This window comes from Paenibacillus sp. JMULE4, from assembly GCF_013337105.1.
In the GTDB taxonomy this organism is placed as follows: domain Bacteria; phylum Bacillota; class Bacilli; order Paenibacillales; family NBRC-103111; genus Paenibacillus_G; species Paenibacillus_G naphthalenovorans.
Map to the genome: position 1 here is coordinate 63,449 of NZ_SGWF01000010.1, position 14,756 is coordinate 78,204.

The window sequence follows — 14,756 nt, forward strand, 5'->3', positions numbered from 1 at the left end:
TTATCATGATCAAGGAGTATGATGAAAGATGAAAACTTTAGTTTGGTCAGGTCCTGAAAAAATGGAAGTACAGGAGGCAGCCGTTCCCGCATTCGGGGAAGATGAATTGCTGTTGAAGGTAGATGCCGTAGGGATCTGCGGATCCGAAATTGAAGGCTATCTGGGACATAACAGCCTCCGGGTACCTCCGCTGGTCATGGGGCATGAATTCAGTGCCACGGTTGAGGCCGTAGGAGCCAAGACCAACGGATTCTCAAAAGGAAACAAAGTTGTAGTCAACCCGCTTCTTTCCTGCGGTGCGTGCAATTCCTGCCGCAAAGGGCTGGTACAGCTGTGTGCGAAACGGGCCATCATCGGCATTCATCGGCCGGGGGCATTTGCGGAGTATGTTCATGTGCCGGCATCTGCCGTTCATCTTCTTCCGGAGGGAATAAGCCCTTTTCGGGCGGCTCTGACTGAGCCACTGGCGTGTTCGCTGCGAGCGGCCAGAAGAGCGATGGAAGGACATCCGTTTGCCAATGTCGTCGTATTTGGAGCGGGAACGATCGGCTTGCTAAGCTTTCTGACCGCACAAATTTTGGGGGCCTCCAAAATCATCGTCGTCGATACGAACGAGGCCCGCTTGAGAACGCCTGAAAAATTGGGCGCCCATGCGGTATTTACTCCCCATACTCCCGATTACTTGCATCAAATCAAGGAAGCCATGGGACCTTCCGGAATTGACGTCATCATCGATGCTGCGGGATTCCAGGCCACTCGTTCCGCGGCTGTAGAACTGGTGAATCTGGGCGGAACCATCATGAACATCGGTCTTGGCATCGATCATACGCAAGTTCCGATCAATGTTTGTATTCGCAATGAAATATCAATCCTGGGCTCCTTTTCTTATGATAAACAGGACTTTTACGATGCTCTCGAGCTCTTGAAGAGCGGCAAAATTAACGAATCGGATTGGTCGGAAATCCGTTCCTTACGGGATGGAGACCGGGCGTTTCAGGATTTGATTCATGGAAGGGTACCTCATGCAAAAATCTTTTTGACACCTTGAGGGGGAGTATTTTTCCTTCCTATTTTTTTTATTTATGGAGATGAGCAAAAGTGAATTGGCTTATTATTCTTTTATGTTCGATTTGGGGATTTAACTGGGTTGTAATGAATATCGGGGGGCAATATTTTCCGCCGATGATGTTTTCCGCACTGCGTTTTCTTGTAGGGTCTCTGGTCATATTTGCCGTCATATGGGTTAAGCGGATTCCATTGCCCAAAAAAGAAGACTGGAAATGGTACGGAATATGCGGTTTTTTACAGATCGCCTATGTTTATACGGCTTCCCAATATGCATTTCATTATATGGATACGGGCCTTGTATCTGTTCTGAACTTTACGATGCCCCTATGGCTGACGCTCATCTCTCCGTTTTTTATGCCTGATGAACGTTTGACGAAAATGAAATTGTTCGGCGTATTTACCGGCATCATCGGACTGGTTATGGTCATGGAGATAAATCCGGCTCAGTTTGACGGCAATGGGATGAAGCTGTGGATGGAGGTATTCGTATTATTAGGTGCGGTGGGCTGGGCGATATGCAATATTATCATGAAAAAAGTGCTCCATTCCCACGATAAGATTCAGTTTACAGGGTATCAGATGCTGATCGGCGCCATACTGCTGCTTTTGGGGTCATTGGCTTTTGAAAGAGGGGATGCGATCACCTGGAGCAGAGAAGGCATATTCGCCGTCCTCTTTGCGGGGGTGCTCGCATCTTCCCTGGCTTATGTCTTATGGTTTTATATTTTAAGCAAAATTGATGTGACCAAGGCTTCCATGAGTTTATTGCTGGTGCCTGTAGTCGGTGTTTTTTCCAGCGCGCTCGTTTTCCAAACCCGGTTGAGCTGGAGCGTCTTAATAGGGATTGTTCTGATACTTGCGGGTATCGGGATCGTTAATCTGAAGCAGGGTCAGCGTGCACGGAGTATTGCTGTTAAGCAGTAAACCCATCCGTATAATGAACAAGGGGCCTCATCTGAGTCGAAGACTTGGGTGAGGCCCCTTGTTTATTGTAAGAACCCGAAATGATGAATCGAAAAATCAGAAATTACAAAAAATTAATCTCTGTATAACAATGAGTTGATACTTCAAGGCTAAAGTCAAAGTAAAGCGTTCCATTTCTTTTCCGATGCCCGCTGGAAGATATCGCAGAAAGGTGAGATTCCGATGACAATACGAATGGGAAATGCACAGCCGCACTCTTTACCTTTTGAAGTTAAATTGGCTTATCGTTCCGATGAAATTGAGCAAGCATTACGTTTACGGTACCAGGTTTTTGTCGAGGAGGAGCGTAATCTTCGTTTAATGAACGATTCAGGCTTGGAGCAGGACCGGTATGACGAATTTTGTGATCATCTCATTGTTAAGGATCTGAATTCGCAGGCCGTTGTCGGCACATATCGCTTGCTTCCCGGGCCCAGGGTGCTTCAGCACTGCGGATTTTACTCGGAAACGGAATTTGATTTGTCCCGCTATGAAGATTATAAATGGAATACCCTGGAATTGGGCAGAAGCTGTGTGGCGGCGGAATATCGCAATGGAAGGGTCATTCAACTGCTGTGGGAAGGCATTGCCGATTATATCAAGCAAAAAGGATACCGTTATTTAATAGGATGTGCGAGCCTTCATATGGGCACCATTAAAGAACTGAATGAGCTGTACACGATGCTTGCAGTGAATCACGTCATTACGGACCGCTTTGGAATTACCCCGCTTGAAACGCATCGCATTCCAGGTTTACAGCTGGTAAACATGGAGCTTAGCGAAAAGGAGTTATTTCGTAGGCTGCCTCCATTAATGAAAGGCTACAAGTGGTTAGGCGCTGAAATCGGCGGCGAGCCTGCCTATGACGAGATTTTTGATACCGCGGATTTTTTCATTATTCTGGAGGCCGAAAAGATCACGAACAGCTACAAAAAGAAATTTCTAAGGTGATTTCAACTCATCGTTCCAGAGGAGGCTTTCCATTGTACGTCTGGATAGGAAAAATGGCAGGGCTTGAACATCGATTGCACCGATGGGCCGGCTTCATCCCCCGTTGGGCTATTCGTTCAGCTTGTTATGGCTTAAGCTGGCTGCTCTTTATGTTTGCAGTGAAATGGAGAAAAAAGGTGCTGGGTAATATGACGCAGCTGCTTCAAACCACCGGTACGCTTCAGCTTTGCCATTACTGCAGATCGTATTTCTATCAGGTCCTTCTGACGCTTTACGAAATAGGATTCGCTTCCTCCGGGCTGCTGCGGCATTGGGAGAAGCGTTTTGAAATTGAAGGCGAATGTCATCTCATAGAGGCGCTCAAGCACAAAAAAGGAGTCATATTAACGGTTCCGCATATCGGCAACTTTTTTTTCTATTACTGGTATTTGTCACAAAAATATCTCTGTTTGACGGTGGCTACGGCAGGGAGTGAGGAGCTTCGTCCTTTGTATCTCAAATTCCAACGGCTGGGCTGCCGCGGATTGGATTACGATAACGTCCCGCCCCTGCAGCTTATTCGGAGGCTGCGGAGCCATTTGAAGCAAAATGGTGTAGTCTTCCTTATGGGAGATTTTTACCGCCGAAGCTTTCCTCCTGCCCTTTTTTTCAACCGGGCCACAAGGAGTCCTAACGGTGCGGCATATCTTGCATTGGAATATGGCGTTCCGATTCTCTCTTTTTACGGATACCGGACCAAGGGATTTTGTCACCGGCTCGTCTTTGACGCACCACTGGACTTGAACGGGCAATTTCAAACGGATCAGCGGTATGAGGCAACCAATGCGTTGAATAAAATTCTGGAACAAAAGGTCAAGATGGCTCCGGATCAATGGTTTTACTGGTTTAATGCCGAGGAAAGATGGGACTGTCACCCGGAACGGAAACAAAGCAGCAAAGGAATAGAATCCGCTTCATAATGGGTACTCGTGTTACAAGACCAAAGGTATTGTGAGGCTGATGAAGAACATGGATACAGGGAGCCATTTGATTTTTGGCGCGACATTGGCGGGACTTGCTTATGTGGACCCCGTAGTGGCGCATAATCCAAGTTTGGCCCAGGCTGTTATGGTAGGCACATTGATTGGCTCTCATGCACCCGATTTGGACACGATACTACGGATTAAGGGATTCTCGTATTATATCAGATATCACAGGGGAATTACCCATTCGATACCCGCTTTGTTGATATGGCCTGCGTTCATTGCATTGCCGCTGATGATGGCCTACAGCCGTTGGGATGATTGGATGCATCTTTACGGCTGGATTTTTGCCGCGGTTATTCTTCACGTATGGCTCGATTGGTTGAATGCTTATGGTGTACAGTGTATGCGGCCTTTTAACAGCCAATGGATGCATCTGGATGTTCTCGCTATTTTTGATCCGTTTTTATTTTTCCTTCATGCCTTCGGATTAGGATTATGGTGGGCCGGGTATGACCCGGCGGGCGTCTTTACCTGGGTCTATGCGATTAGTATAGGATATATCGGGTTACGGGCCTGGTGGCATCATCTTTTAGTGAAGCAAGTTATAAATATGGTCGGCCGGCAGAGCATTTGCCATGTGCTTCCTGATCTTCGCGGATTTCGCTGGAGCTTTGTCGTAGAAACAGACGAGTGCTTTTATACCGGTAAAATTGTTTTTCGTACGATCAGGATGGAGGATGTGTACACAAAAGAAAAAAGAAACCATATCATTCAAGCAACGATGGGCATAGATGGAGTCCGTACGTTCCTGGGCTTTGCCCAGCGCATTCATGTTACCTGGAGGGAACACAACGACGGTTATGAAGTAAAATGGAGCGATGTCCGTTTTTGGTACAACCGTAAATTGCCGTTTGGAGTAGATGTTCAGCTTGACCGTGAGTTGAAGGTGATTGATTACTCCCTCGGCTGGAGGAAGAAGGCGTGGGATCCTCCTTTTGTATAAATGAATTCAATTCCGTCGGATTCAACCTTGGAGATATGCTCCCCTTAAAGTAGACAGGTGAAATCATAAAAACCTGCTGCTGAAGGGGAGCTTTTTCCGCTTCTGAATATTTAAGCCCCCGGGTTCTTCATAAAATTAGAGCGGCATGTTCCGAAATACGGAACAAATATCTTGTTTAAACCGCTCAAAAAAACGATGATAAAAGTGTTCACCTCATATCATTTATCTACTTTTGCCAAGGGGGTCATTCGGGTATGTTTAAAAACGTACAATTGAAAACGTTTACTTTTCTGGCGCTTGTATTTGTATTTGTGATCGGGTGCAGTGCTGAACCGGCTGCGACAATGAAGGAAGCACAAGTACAGACCAACGGAGATAGCGCTTCGGCCCCGGTCTCCAATCAGCCTCTAGACCTCCGATTCATGGCTGCTCCACAATCCGGTTCATGGTATCCGTTAGCAGTAGGTATTACAGAGGGATTGAAGAAGAACATGAGTCAGTTAAAGCAAGTCAGTATTGAACCCGGCGGCGGTGTTGCCAATGTAATTGCGGTCAACGGCGGAAAGGGACAAATGGGATTCTCACAGGCTATGCCGACGGTTGACGGTTATGCCGGTAATCCGCCCTTTAAAGAAAAGAATCAGAATGTGCAGTATGTGCTCTCGTTATTCCCGCATACCACACATATCGTTGTGCTGAAAAATTCAGGAATCACCAACATCGAAGAGATCAAAGGCAAAAAAATCAATGTTGGTCCTAAGGGTTTATTGACCGAAGATATTGCGGCCAGAATTCTTAAGGCTTATGGCATGAGCTATAAGGATATGGCCAGCGTTCAAAATCTGTCCTTTTCAGATTCCGTCGAGCAGATGAAAGACGGNNGGCGCTTGGACGTACTGTTCTGGACGGTGCCTTCTCCCTTTGCGGTATTGACCGATCTGGCTCAAAGCAAGGATATGGACTTGCTGGCGATCCCCGAGGACAAAATTGAACAAATGACCTCGTCCAATCCCGGTTTGGTTCGAGCCATCCTGACAAAGGGAACGTATAAAGGTCTGGATCATGATGTGGTGTCCGTTCAATCCCCGCTAGTGGTTATAGCCAATAAGGATGCACCGGAGGATCTGGTGTACCAGGTGACCAAAACCATATACGACAACCTGAACGATTTGAAAAAAATCGATCCTGCTTTGAAACCGGTGGATCAGGAAAGCCTGCCGGCCAATATTGGCATTCCGATGCATCCTGGGGCCAAGAAATTTTTTCAGGAAAAAGGATTATTGAAATAATACGCTGTAAGACCAACGTTACATGGTGTGGCTCCACGCAAGATTAACAAGAAAGGCTGGGTGAAAATGCAGCATTACTTGAAAAAGCTCGTGCTATTCATTACGTATGCCTTCAGTTTTTATCATCTGTACACCGGGTTCTTCGGTACGTTCGAGACGTTCCTGCAGCGCTTTGTCCACCTGTCTTTGGCTATGTTTCTTATATTTTTGCTGTATCCTTATAAAACCGGAAGCCGCATCATCAATAGGATTCTTAACAGTACAACGATCCTGTTGACTATACTTTCCATGGGTTATTTATATTTGAACTACGATTATATTCTTGGTGAACGATATCCAATGATCACGCCGTTAACTACCATGGAGACCCTGTTGGGCATCGCGATGATCGCGTTGGTTTTGGAGGCTACAAGGAAGCTTGCGGGACCGTCATTGCCCATCATTGCCTTATTGTTTCTACTATACGGCTTTGCCGGACCTTATCTGCCGGGTATCCTTGCGCATGCCGGATATGACCTGGACAGCATTATCGATTTAAATTACATGGGGACGGAAGGCACCTTCGGTATTCCGCTCGGAGCAAGCGCCTCCTATATTGCCCTTTTCATCCTGTTCGGTTCATTCCTTGCCAAATCAGGCCTCGGTACGCTATTGATGGATCTTTCTCTGGGCTTGGCCGGCCATACGAAAGGCGGTCCCGCCAAGGTTGCGATTATCGGCAGCGCCTTGCACGGCATGTTGTCCGGCAGCGCAGTCGCAAACGTCATGACGGTGGGAACATCGACCATCCCGCTCATGAAAAAGACCGGATATAAAGCTCATTTCGCGGGAGGGGTAGAAGCCGCAGCTTCCGCCGGGAGCCAAATCATGCCGCCTGTTATGGGGGTTATTGCCTTTATTATGACGCAGTACACGGGTATTCCTTATATCCAAATCGCTTTTTACGCTCTTCTGCCGGCGCTGCTGTATTTTTTGGGGATTGGCGTCATGGTCCATTTGGAGGCTGCGAAACATGGTATGGAGGGAATCCCCAGGAAGGAGCTTCCTGATTGGAAAGCCAGCCTCAAACGCCGTGGTCATCTGCTGCTGCCGATTGTACTTATGCTGGTTTTATTGATACTGGGTTATAGTCCATCATATTCTGTGACTTATTCCATATTAAGTATCATCATAATTTCCGCATTGCGCAAAGAAACGCGAATGAAATTTCAAACGATACTGGATGCGCTTCAAGACGGGGCCAAAGGCATGCTGATGATCGCGGCAGCTACAGCGACAGCAGGCATGATTAGCGGAATGTTCGGTCTAACCGGTCTGGGGCTGCGTTTTTCGGTATCACTCGGAGAGCTGGCGGGAGGGAACCTGCTGTTGGCTCTTGCCTTAACCGCTCTTACCTCGTTTATATTGGGCTTGGGGCTGCCTCCGTCAGCTTCTTATATCGTTCAAATCGCCGTGAGCATTCCGGCTCTCATATCCGTGTTGGAAGCAACCGGTGTAGATTCGATTGCCGCGAATGCTGTACTTCTCACGCATATGTTTGTCATGTACTGGGCTTCCGTCGGGGTCATTACACCTCCTGACGCTCTGGCCGCCTTCGCAGCCGCGGCAGTAGCCGATGCGAAACCGATGTTAACCGCGATGACCGCAACCCGACTCGCTTTTGTAGCTTACGTCATTCCATTTATGTTCGTTCTCAATCCTGCCTATCTATTGATCGGGAGCGTTGGAGATATCGCCTTGGCTATTTCGAGCGGAGTCTTGGGAGTCGTTGCTTTCGGCATCGTGTTTCAAGGGTATATTCATCACCGGATTGGATGGTTTCGCCGGGCCTGGGCTCTTGCTGCCGGAGGGTTGATCATTATTCCTAACCCTCTATGCAACATGGCGGGGATTGGTTTAATCGTGTTCCTGCTCGTATTCTCGCATCTGTATAAACGAAACGAAGCGGTTTCTTTGAACAGGTCCCTGTGAGAACAATGTCTGCCTTCCGTAAAATTCCGTGGTCTACGGTCCGATCCGTTGTTTTTATCACGTCGGTTATCGTCTATCTGGTATTTACCTTTTTCCATTTTCAGATGTTGGAACCGTTATTGTCTGTTCTGGCCGTGATGGCGATTCTGATTTCCATCCCGAAAAGCGGGAAGAGCGCTATAGCGTTCACCCTGCTTTTCTTGGGCGGGGGAACATGGTTTCTATGGCAAACGGGAGCAAGTGTGTTTGAGTACATCTTGTCTTTCGGAGACATGCTTTATCTGCTGTCGCTGTTTGCCATTGTTCCGGTTTTGGCCATCCCGATCAAAATCGGCAGGTATAGCGAAGCCATACAGCTATTTTTGGAACGGAAAAAGAGGTCTGATACTCAATACTATGGTTTTATTACCGTCATTTCGTTCCTGATGGGCAGCTTTCTTAGTTTGGCCACGGTACCGATCATGTATCATAGCATTAAGAACTCGGTGGAAAAATGGGCAGGAAAACAAACCAATAAATTTGTTTTATCGTCCATTATTCACGGTTATGCCGTATCGGTTGCGTGGGCGCCGGTATCTGGCGTATTGGGCGTTGTGCTTACCATCACCAAGGTGGAGTGGCAGAACATCATGCTGCCATTATGGGGAATCAGCATCGGCGGTTTAGGTGCCAGCTGGCTGATTTACCTCGTGATCAGACGTCTGGGTCCACGGTTTCGTTTGGCTGATGGGGGAGTTGGGCATTCGGATGTCATGAAGGAAGGAGAATCGGAGATTGCCGTCGCTTTGGAGCCCGATGGGGCGCACGCTATTCATCCAACAATGAAAATGGTACAGATCGTATGGGCCATTGCACTGTTGATTGTTCTGGTCTTGACCCTGAACAAAATATTTCTATTGAATATTGTTCTTATCGTAACCGTAATTGCACTGCCATTTGCTTATGGATGGTCGCTTTTGTTAAAAAAAGGCTCCCATTTTGTGAAGGGAACCTCCTCCTATGTGAAGGATCAGCTTCCGGCGATGTCGGAGCAGTTTGCGATTTTTTTGAGTGCGGGCTTTTTTGTGAGAGCCCTGAATGAATCCGGCTATCATCATTATGTTCATCAGTGCTTTGTAGAATTAAATCACGGGCTGGGCGGTCCCGCATTCTTGATTTTATTGCCGCTGCTGACGCTGTTCTTCGCGTTTGCAGGTGTGCACCCTATTGCAGTCATTACCCTTTTAGGCGAATCGCTAAATCCGGTGCTGCTTGGTTTGTCGCCGGAACATCTGACGATTGCGCTGACGGGAGGGGCTGTGCTGACCTTTCTGGTCGGCCCGTTCAGCGGAACGATTGGCGTCGTATCCTCCCTGATCGGGAAAAGTCCGTTCCATGTTGCAGGCTGGAGCGTTTGGCAAGCGTTGGGGTTCTTTCTTGTATTGGTTATTGCTTTATTAGCTTATTAGCAGAGGTTCCGAGGAATTAACCCGTTACCGGAACATGACTAACCAGACGGATGGATTCCAGTAAACTGTTCGGGGAAGCAACACCTTTGCCGGCAATATCCGGTGCGCTGCCATGACCGACGGTGCAAAAGAAAACAGGGGTGCCGATAGTAAACGCGGTAATTTTATCGAATGCCAATAGCTTGATCGGCAGATGGGCTTGATCGTGGTACATAGCGATATAAGCATCGTATTTGAGCTCACAATGCTCAAGAAACAGGGTGTCGCTTCCATATGGTCCAAAGGCATGAATGCCTTCCCGTTGTGCTTGCAGGATAGCCGGTTCAATATCCTCGATTTCTTCTGTTCCGAACATTCCTTGTTCACCGGCATGCGGATTTAAACCGGCTACTGCCATTTGAGGCGCTTGGATCCCCATGCTGCGTACCGCTTTGTCGGCTGCCCTTATCGCTTTGAGCACCAGCTGCTTGTTGATCATTTGCAAAGCCCTTCGCAGTGACACATGCAGAGTGACGTTCACAATGCGCAGTCGGTCGGAGACTAACATCAAGAATGCTTCCTCAGGCTTCGTGCCGGTTACCTTGGCAACGTAGCTTGGATACCCGTCAAATTCGACCCCGGCGAGCTCTACCGATTTCTTGGTATGGGGTCCTCCAATCACTGCCTGTACCTTGCCTTCCAATGCCAGCTGTAATGCCTTGTTTGTATACTCCAGCATGGCTAGTCCATAGTCGGCGGCATGTTCTCCAATTTGCAGCCGGTCTATCTTGACGTTAGGCATATGTATCACATCGATAAGCCCGTATTGGAACAGAGCTTCACCCGGTTCCGTAATCGGATGCAGGGTTAACGGAGCCTGTAAAAGACGGATGTACCACGCCAGTAAGTTCTTATCTCCGATCAGAATCGGATTGCATATTTCATACGTTTTTTTGTCTAAGAGAGCCTTAAGGGAAATTTCCGGACCGATCCCGGCGGGGTCGCCGATGGTTATCATAATGACGGGCTTCTGATTATTCATAAGGGCTTCCTCCTGCAGCATATATTTAGTGCTCCGTATTCATAGGATAGCTTTTAAGGCGATTGGCAGAAAGCCTCTTGTTCAAGCATGCGGAAAAGAAAATGAATTTTTGGAGGGATATTTTATGAAATTAAAAAATAGGGAAGATTCGATGACCTCGGTCCACAAAGCGATTCGGATTTTAAGGGAATTTTCCCAGAACGAACCGGAACTCGGGATCAGCCAATTGAGCCGAAGATTGGGAATAGCCAAAAGTACCGTATCCCGTTTGATCCAAATTTTGTGCGAAGAAAATATGGTCGTTCAAAATACGGAAACCCGAAAATACCATTTGTCCTTAACTGCTTTTGAGATTGGTTCTGTGGTTTATAATGAGATGGAATTGTGCCAAATTGCTTTTCCGCTGTTGAAAAAAATGCTGTCTGCGGTGCAGGCGGCCATTCAAATGGTTACTTATGACAAGGGCGGCATTGTATACCTGTTAAAGCTTCCCGAACACCGGGACGGTAAAATATTAAACGTCATGGGGAAAAGGGTGCCGGCCCACAGCACTGCATCGGGCAAAGTGATGTTGGCCTTCCAGGATGAAACGGAAATCAGCCGCGTGTTGAGCACACATTTGAAAGCGTTCACCAACAAAACCATCACTTGTCCCGATAAATTGCGCGAGGAGCTGCAGAGGATCCGAAAAAAGGGTTATGCCGTGTCACACGATGAATTCAGTCAAGGCATGAGCTCCGTAGCCGTTCCCGTATTCGATGACTACGATTCGATTATCGCCTCCATCTGTATCTTAAGGCCCACCGGACAAATCACGAATGCCAACATCCCACCTCTATTAAAAGAGATGAGAATGTACAGCCGTTTGATTACCGAGCAGCTGGGTGTGGAACAAACGAAGAAACTCCGTTATTTACATTAGCAGGCATCATGGAAAACAACAAAATTTTATTTTTTTGTTCCGCATAGCTGAATCGTCTGCTGTCTATCGGTCCGTCGCTTCTCTAATATAAAAGTACCCACATTCCAATAAGAAAGGAACATGATCATGTCAAAACTTGGTACTGAGACGACGGAGATAATCAGCTGGCCTGAGGAGGGGGTCACTAGAGTTCCTTATCAGGTATATATGGACCCATCGGTTTACGAGCAGGAGCAGCTGAGGATTTACCGCGGACCAACCTGGAACTTCCTGGCTTTAGAAACAGAGCTGCCGCAAAGCGGAGATTATAAGACCACCTTTGTCGGCGACACGCCGGTCGTCGTGACCAGAGACCGCGACGGAGAAATCAGAGCCTTTGTCAACCGCTGTTCGCATCGGGGAGCAACCGTTTGTATGGATTCCTGCGGCAATACCAAAACTTTCACCTGCGTCTATCACGCCTGGGCCTTTGACGCCAAAGGGGATCTGAAAGGAGTCCCTTTCCGCAGCGGTGTGGAAGGCAAGGGCGGCATGCCGGAGGACTTCGATACATCCAAACATGCTTTGCACAAGCTGAGAATCGAAACCTTCTGCGGTGTGATTTTCAGCTCCTTCGATCCTCATGTGATGCCGCTGCAGGAATATCTCGGTGAAAAAATGTGCGGGTATATTCGGCGTGTTTTCAATCGACCGGTTCGTGTTCTCGGCTATAACCGCCAATCGATGAATAATAATTGGAAGATTTATTTCGAGAATGTCAAAGATTCGTATCATGCAAGTATCCTTCATACGTTCTTTAGCACCTTTGGACTGAACCGCCTTTCACAACGCGGCGGTATTGATATGGACGATACAGGAATGCATCATGTGAGCTATACCTACGGTTCATCAAACGAGAACGAGGACACATATAAACAAGCGAATCTTCGTTCCTTTAATTCCAAATATAAATTGGAAGATCCTACCATGTTGGAAGGCCGGAAGGAGTTTGCGGACGGAATTACGCTTGCGATCCAGTCGATATTTCCGGGCATGGTACTGCAGCAAATTCATAATACGCTTGCGGTCCGTCAATTACTGCCGAAGGGCCCGGAGAAATGTGAGCTGCATTGGACTTATTTCGGTTATGAGGACGATGACGACCAAATGACAACGATGCGTATGAAGCAATCCAATCTGGTAGGTCCCGCCGGTTTTGTTTCTTTGGAGGATGGGGGAGTAGGGGAGCTCGTACAAAGAGGAATCGTCCGGGATAAGGATAAAAGCTCATTTGTCGAAATGGGCGGCAAAACGGTACAAAGTCAGGAATTCCGTGCTACCGAAACGTCGATCCGCGGGTTTTGGAAGCGTTATCGTGAATTGATGGGATATTAATCGGAAGGAAAGGAGTGCAGATCCATGAACCAACAGAAAGTGAATGCACCGGCATTGGAAATCAAAGCGGCCATAGAAGAATTAGTCCACGCCTACGTGGAATGCATCGACAATGATAAATTGGAGCAATGGCCGGACTTTTTTACAGAGGAATGCTTATATAAAGTGATTTCCCGAGAAAATTATGCGAGAAATCTTCTGACTTGCGTGATATACTGCGACAGTAAAGGGATGCTGAAGGACCGGATTACAGCCCACAGACACGCGAATATCTATGAGGCGCATACCTATAAGCACTTGGTAAGCGGTATCCGCATGGCAGGCCAGGAGGGTGATACTTATCTGGTGCGCGCCAATTATGCCGTTTTCCAAACGAGACAGGATGGGATAACAGAGGTTTATAATGTCGGCCAATACATGGATAAGGTTACATTTGTGAACGGCGAGGCGAAATTTAAAGAAAAGCTGGCCGTTTACGATACGGCTCTAATCCCAACGCTGCTGGTAACGCCAATTTAATTAGCCGCTCATGCAGAAAAACACCTTTGAAGCAAATGATTGTCATCACAAAGTCAATCCTTATGTTACAATAAAAAATAATCCATCCCAATTTATGTAATATGTAATCATAAGGAGGCATTGATATGAGCCAGACACCGAATTCGATCATACGGGAACCTTTTATCCTGGAGGCGGGCCATTTGGATACCGGTGAGCCGCTTTATATTCGCGGTGAGGTGAGGGCAGCGCGCGGGACGGAGGACACCGCCAGACCCGTTGTATTTATCAGCCACGGCTTCAAAGGCTTTAAGGACTGGTCTTTCTTTCCGTATATCGCGGAGCGTTTTGCCGGGGAAGGCTTCTTCGCAGTCACCTTCAATTACTCCTGCAACGGAGTGAACGAACGGGATTTTGACGAGCTGGATAAGTTCGCACGGAATACTTATTCACGGGAGCAGGAGGATCTTGCCGTCCTGCTTCAAGCTCTTGAGTCGGGAACGCTGCCGCTCGCTTCATTCGCCGATCCGCGGCGTCTTTACTTGCTGGGTCACAGCAAAGGGGGAGGCGGAAGCATTATTTTGCCTCTGAGCATCCTCAGGTGAAGGCTGTCGTCACTTGGAACGGGATTGCATCGGCCGACCTGTTCGACGATGCGTTTAAAGCTCAGATAGCCGAGCATGGCATTGCCTACGTAACGAATGTGCGAACGAAACAAGACATGCCGATCCAGGCGAGCTTCTATGAGGACTTGTCCCGCAATGCGGAGAGGTTTGATATCGTCCGCCGTTTGGCCGAATTAAAAATTCCGGTACTGCTGGTCCAGGGCGGTCAGGATTCTCCGCGCCTGAAGGAAGGGTTTGAACGGCTTCGCCAAGCTGCGCCTCAGCATCAAATCTTGACCATTCCTAGTGCAAATCATACATTCGGGGCCGTTCATCCGTTTCAGGGCATAACAGAAGAACTGGAAACAGCATTAAAGGAGAGCATTCATTTTTTGAAGGAAATTTCATAGTATGAACATACGGTGACGACAATTCATCAGTGAACGCAATGCCGCTGTGGAGCACACCGGAATGATCGAATCCCTCTTGTGCAGACAGTATGGGCTAATATTACCCTATCTGTTCGTGAACACAAGAGGGATTCTTTGTCAGGCGCTGAGAGGTTATGATAAAGTCCACTCTCTGCCGTTGACGTGAAGCGTTTGGCTACCACAAACAATTTGAAGCGATCAGAGAATTATAGGAATTATCTTTCATTTATTAAAAATACAAGAGCGG

Annotated in this window: 14 protein-coding genes and 1 pseudogene; 14 read left to right on the forward strand and 1 reads right to left on the reverse strand. The window is 47.6% G+C overall.

Annotated features, from left to right (window positions below):
- Positions 1-28 precede the first annotated feature (28 nt).
- The 9 genes and pseudogenes from EXW96_RS02555 to EXW96_RS02590 all read left to right on the forward strand — a co-directional run bounded on the left by EXW96_RS02555 (position 29) and on the right by EXW96_RS02590 (position 9,658).
- Positions 29-1,048: a zinc-binding dehydrogenase gene (locus tag EXW96_RS02555; RefSeq protein WP_174349788.1), complete on the forward strand. Its 1,020-nt coding sequence runs from the start codon at positions 29-31 to the stop codon at positions 1,046-1,048.
- 50 nt (positions 1,049-1,098) lie between these two features.
- Positions 1,099-1,992: a DMT family transporter gene (locus EXW96_RS02560; RefSeq protein WP_174349789.1), complete on the forward strand. Its 894-nt coding sequence runs from the start codon at positions 1,099-1,101 to the stop codon at positions 1,990-1,992.
- 222 nt (positions 1,993-2,214) lie between these two features.
- The gene (locus tag EXW96_RS02565) at positions 2,215-2,982 is read left to right on the forward strand and encodes a GNAT family N-acetyltransferase (RefSeq protein ID WP_174349790.1); all 768 of its coding nucleotides are present in this window, start codon (positions 2,215-2,217) and stop codon (positions 2,980-2,982) included.
- 32 nt (positions 2,983-3,014) lie between these two features.
- Entirely contained in the window at positions 3,015-3,941 is a 927-nt protein-coding gene (locus EXW96_RS02570) for a lysophospholipid acyltransferase family protein (protein WP_174349791.1), read from the forward strand.
- A 40-nt stretch (positions 3,942-3,981) separates the two neighbouring features.
- A complete protein-coding gene (locus tag EXW96_RS02575) occupies positions 3,982-4,950 on the forward strand; it encodes a metal-dependent hydrolase (RefSeq protein WP_254611186.1) in 969 nt (322 codons plus the stop codon).
- A gap of 254 nt (positions 4,951-5,204) precedes the next feature.
- Positions 5,205-5,830, forward strand: a 626-nt coding sequence (locus tag EXW96_RS27175; RefSeq protein ID WP_254611187.1) for a TAXI family TRAP transporter solute-binding subunit, incomplete at its 3' end; no start/stop codon positions are given.
- A 2-nt stretch (positions 5,831-5,832) separates the two neighbouring features.
- Positions 5,833-6,239: pseudogene (locus EXW96_RS28440) on the forward strand (TAXI family TRAP transporter solute-binding subunit); the annotation flags it as partial.
- 66 nt (positions 6,240-6,305) lie between these two features.
- A complete protein-coding gene (locus EXW96_RS02585) occupies positions 6,306-8,210 on the forward strand; it encodes a TRAP transporter permease (protein WP_174349793.1) in 1,905 nt (634 codons plus the stop codon).
- Positions 8,207-9,658 carry a hypothetical protein gene (locus tag EXW96_RS02590; RefSeq protein ID WP_174349794.1) on the forward strand — a complete coding sequence of 484 codons (1,452 nt, stop codon included), beginning with the start codon at positions 8,207-8,209 and terminating at the stop codon, positions 9,656-9,658. Before EXW96_RS02585 ends, EXW96_RS02590 begins: the two co-directional genes overlap by 4 nt.
- 16 nt (positions 9,659-9,674) lie before the next feature.
- On the opposite strand, the gene EXW96_RS02595 is transcribed toward EXW96_RS02590, so the two are convergent.
- Positions 9,675-10,679, reverse strand: a complete 1,005-nt coding sequence (locus EXW96_RS02595; RefSeq protein WP_074728367.1) for a PdxA family dehydrogenase — start codon at positions 10,677-10,679, stop codon at positions 9,675-9,677.
- A 124-nt stretch (positions 10,680-10,803) separates the two neighbouring features.
- On the opposite strand from EXW96_RS02595, the gene EXW96_RS02600 reads away from it, so the two are divergent.
- From EXW96_RS02600 to EXW96_RS27185, 5 genes are all read left to right on the forward strand, one after another.
- Positions 10,804-11,601, forward strand: coding sequence for an IclR family transcriptional regulator (locus EXW96_RS02600; RefSeq protein WP_062408091.1), 798 nt, complete (start codon positions 10,804-10,806; stop codon positions 11,599-11,601).
- Between the two features lie 126 nt (positions 11,602-11,727).
- A complete protein-coding gene (locus EXW96_RS02605; protein ID WP_174349795.1) occupies positions 11,728-12,975 on the forward strand; it encodes an aromatic ring-hydroxylating dioxygenase subunit alpha in 1,248 nt (415 codons plus the stop codon).
- Between the two features lie 24 nt (positions 12,976-12,999).
- Positions 13,000-13,494, forward strand: a complete 495-nt coding sequence (locus EXW96_RS02610; protein WP_062408094.1) for an aromatic-ring-hydroxylating dioxygenase subunit beta — start codon at positions 13,000-13,002, stop codon at positions 13,492-13,494.
- Between the two features lie 125 nt (positions 13,495-13,619).
- Positions 13,620-14,078: an alpha/beta hydrolase family protein gene (locus EXW96_RS27180; protein ID WP_254611188.1), complete on the forward strand. Its 459-nt coding sequence runs from the start codon at positions 13,620-13,622 to the stop codon at positions 14,076-14,078.
- Positions 14,075-14,488 (forward strand): alpha/beta hydrolase family protein, encoded by a 414-nt coding sequence (locus EXW96_RS27185; RefSeq protein ID WP_254611189.1) that lies wholly within the window; start codon positions 14,075-14,077, stop codon positions 14,486-14,488. Before EXW96_RS27180 ends, EXW96_RS27185 begins: the two co-directional genes overlap by 4 nt.
- Positions 14,489-14,756 lie beyond the last annotated feature (268 nt).

Excerpts from the sequence above, each read along its gene's own strand:
- EXW96_RS02555 (WP_174349788.1), top strand. The coding sequence starts at position 29 with ATGAAAACTTTAGTTTGGTCAGGTCCTGAAAAAATGGAAGTACAGGAG.
- EXW96_RS02565 (WP_174349790.1), top strand. The coding sequence starts at position 2,215 with ATGACAATACGAATGGGAAATGCACAGCCGCACTCTTTACCTTTTGAA.
- EXW96_RS02575 (WP_254611186.1), top strand. The coding sequence starts at position 3,982 with ATGAAGAACATGGATACAGGGAGCCATTTGATTTTTGGCGCGACATTG.
- EXW96_RS02585 (WP_174349793.1), top strand. The coding sequence starts at position 6,306 with ATGCAGCATTACTTGAAAAAGCTCGTGCTATTCATTACGTATGCCTTC.
- EXW96_RS02595 (WP_074728367.1), bottom strand. The coding sequence starts at position 10,679 with ATGAATAATCAGAAGCCCGTCATTATGATAACCATCGGCGACCCCGCC.
- EXW96_RS02600 (WP_062408091.1), top strand. The coding sequence starts at position 10,804 with ATGAAATTAAAAAATAGGGAAGATTCGATGACCTCGGTCCACAAAGCG.
- EXW96_RS02605 (WP_174349795.1), top strand. The coding sequence starts at position 11,728 with ATGTCAAAACTTGGTACTGAGACGACGGAGATAATCAGCTGGCCTGAG.
- EXW96_RS02610 (WP_062408094.1), top strand. The coding sequence starts at position 13,000 with ATGAACCAACAGAAAGTGAATGCACCGGCATTGGAAATCAAAGCGGCC.
- EXW96_RS27180 (WP_254611188.1), top strand. The coding sequence starts at position 13,620 with ATGAGCCAGACACCGAATTCGATCATACGGGAACCTTTTATCCTGGAG.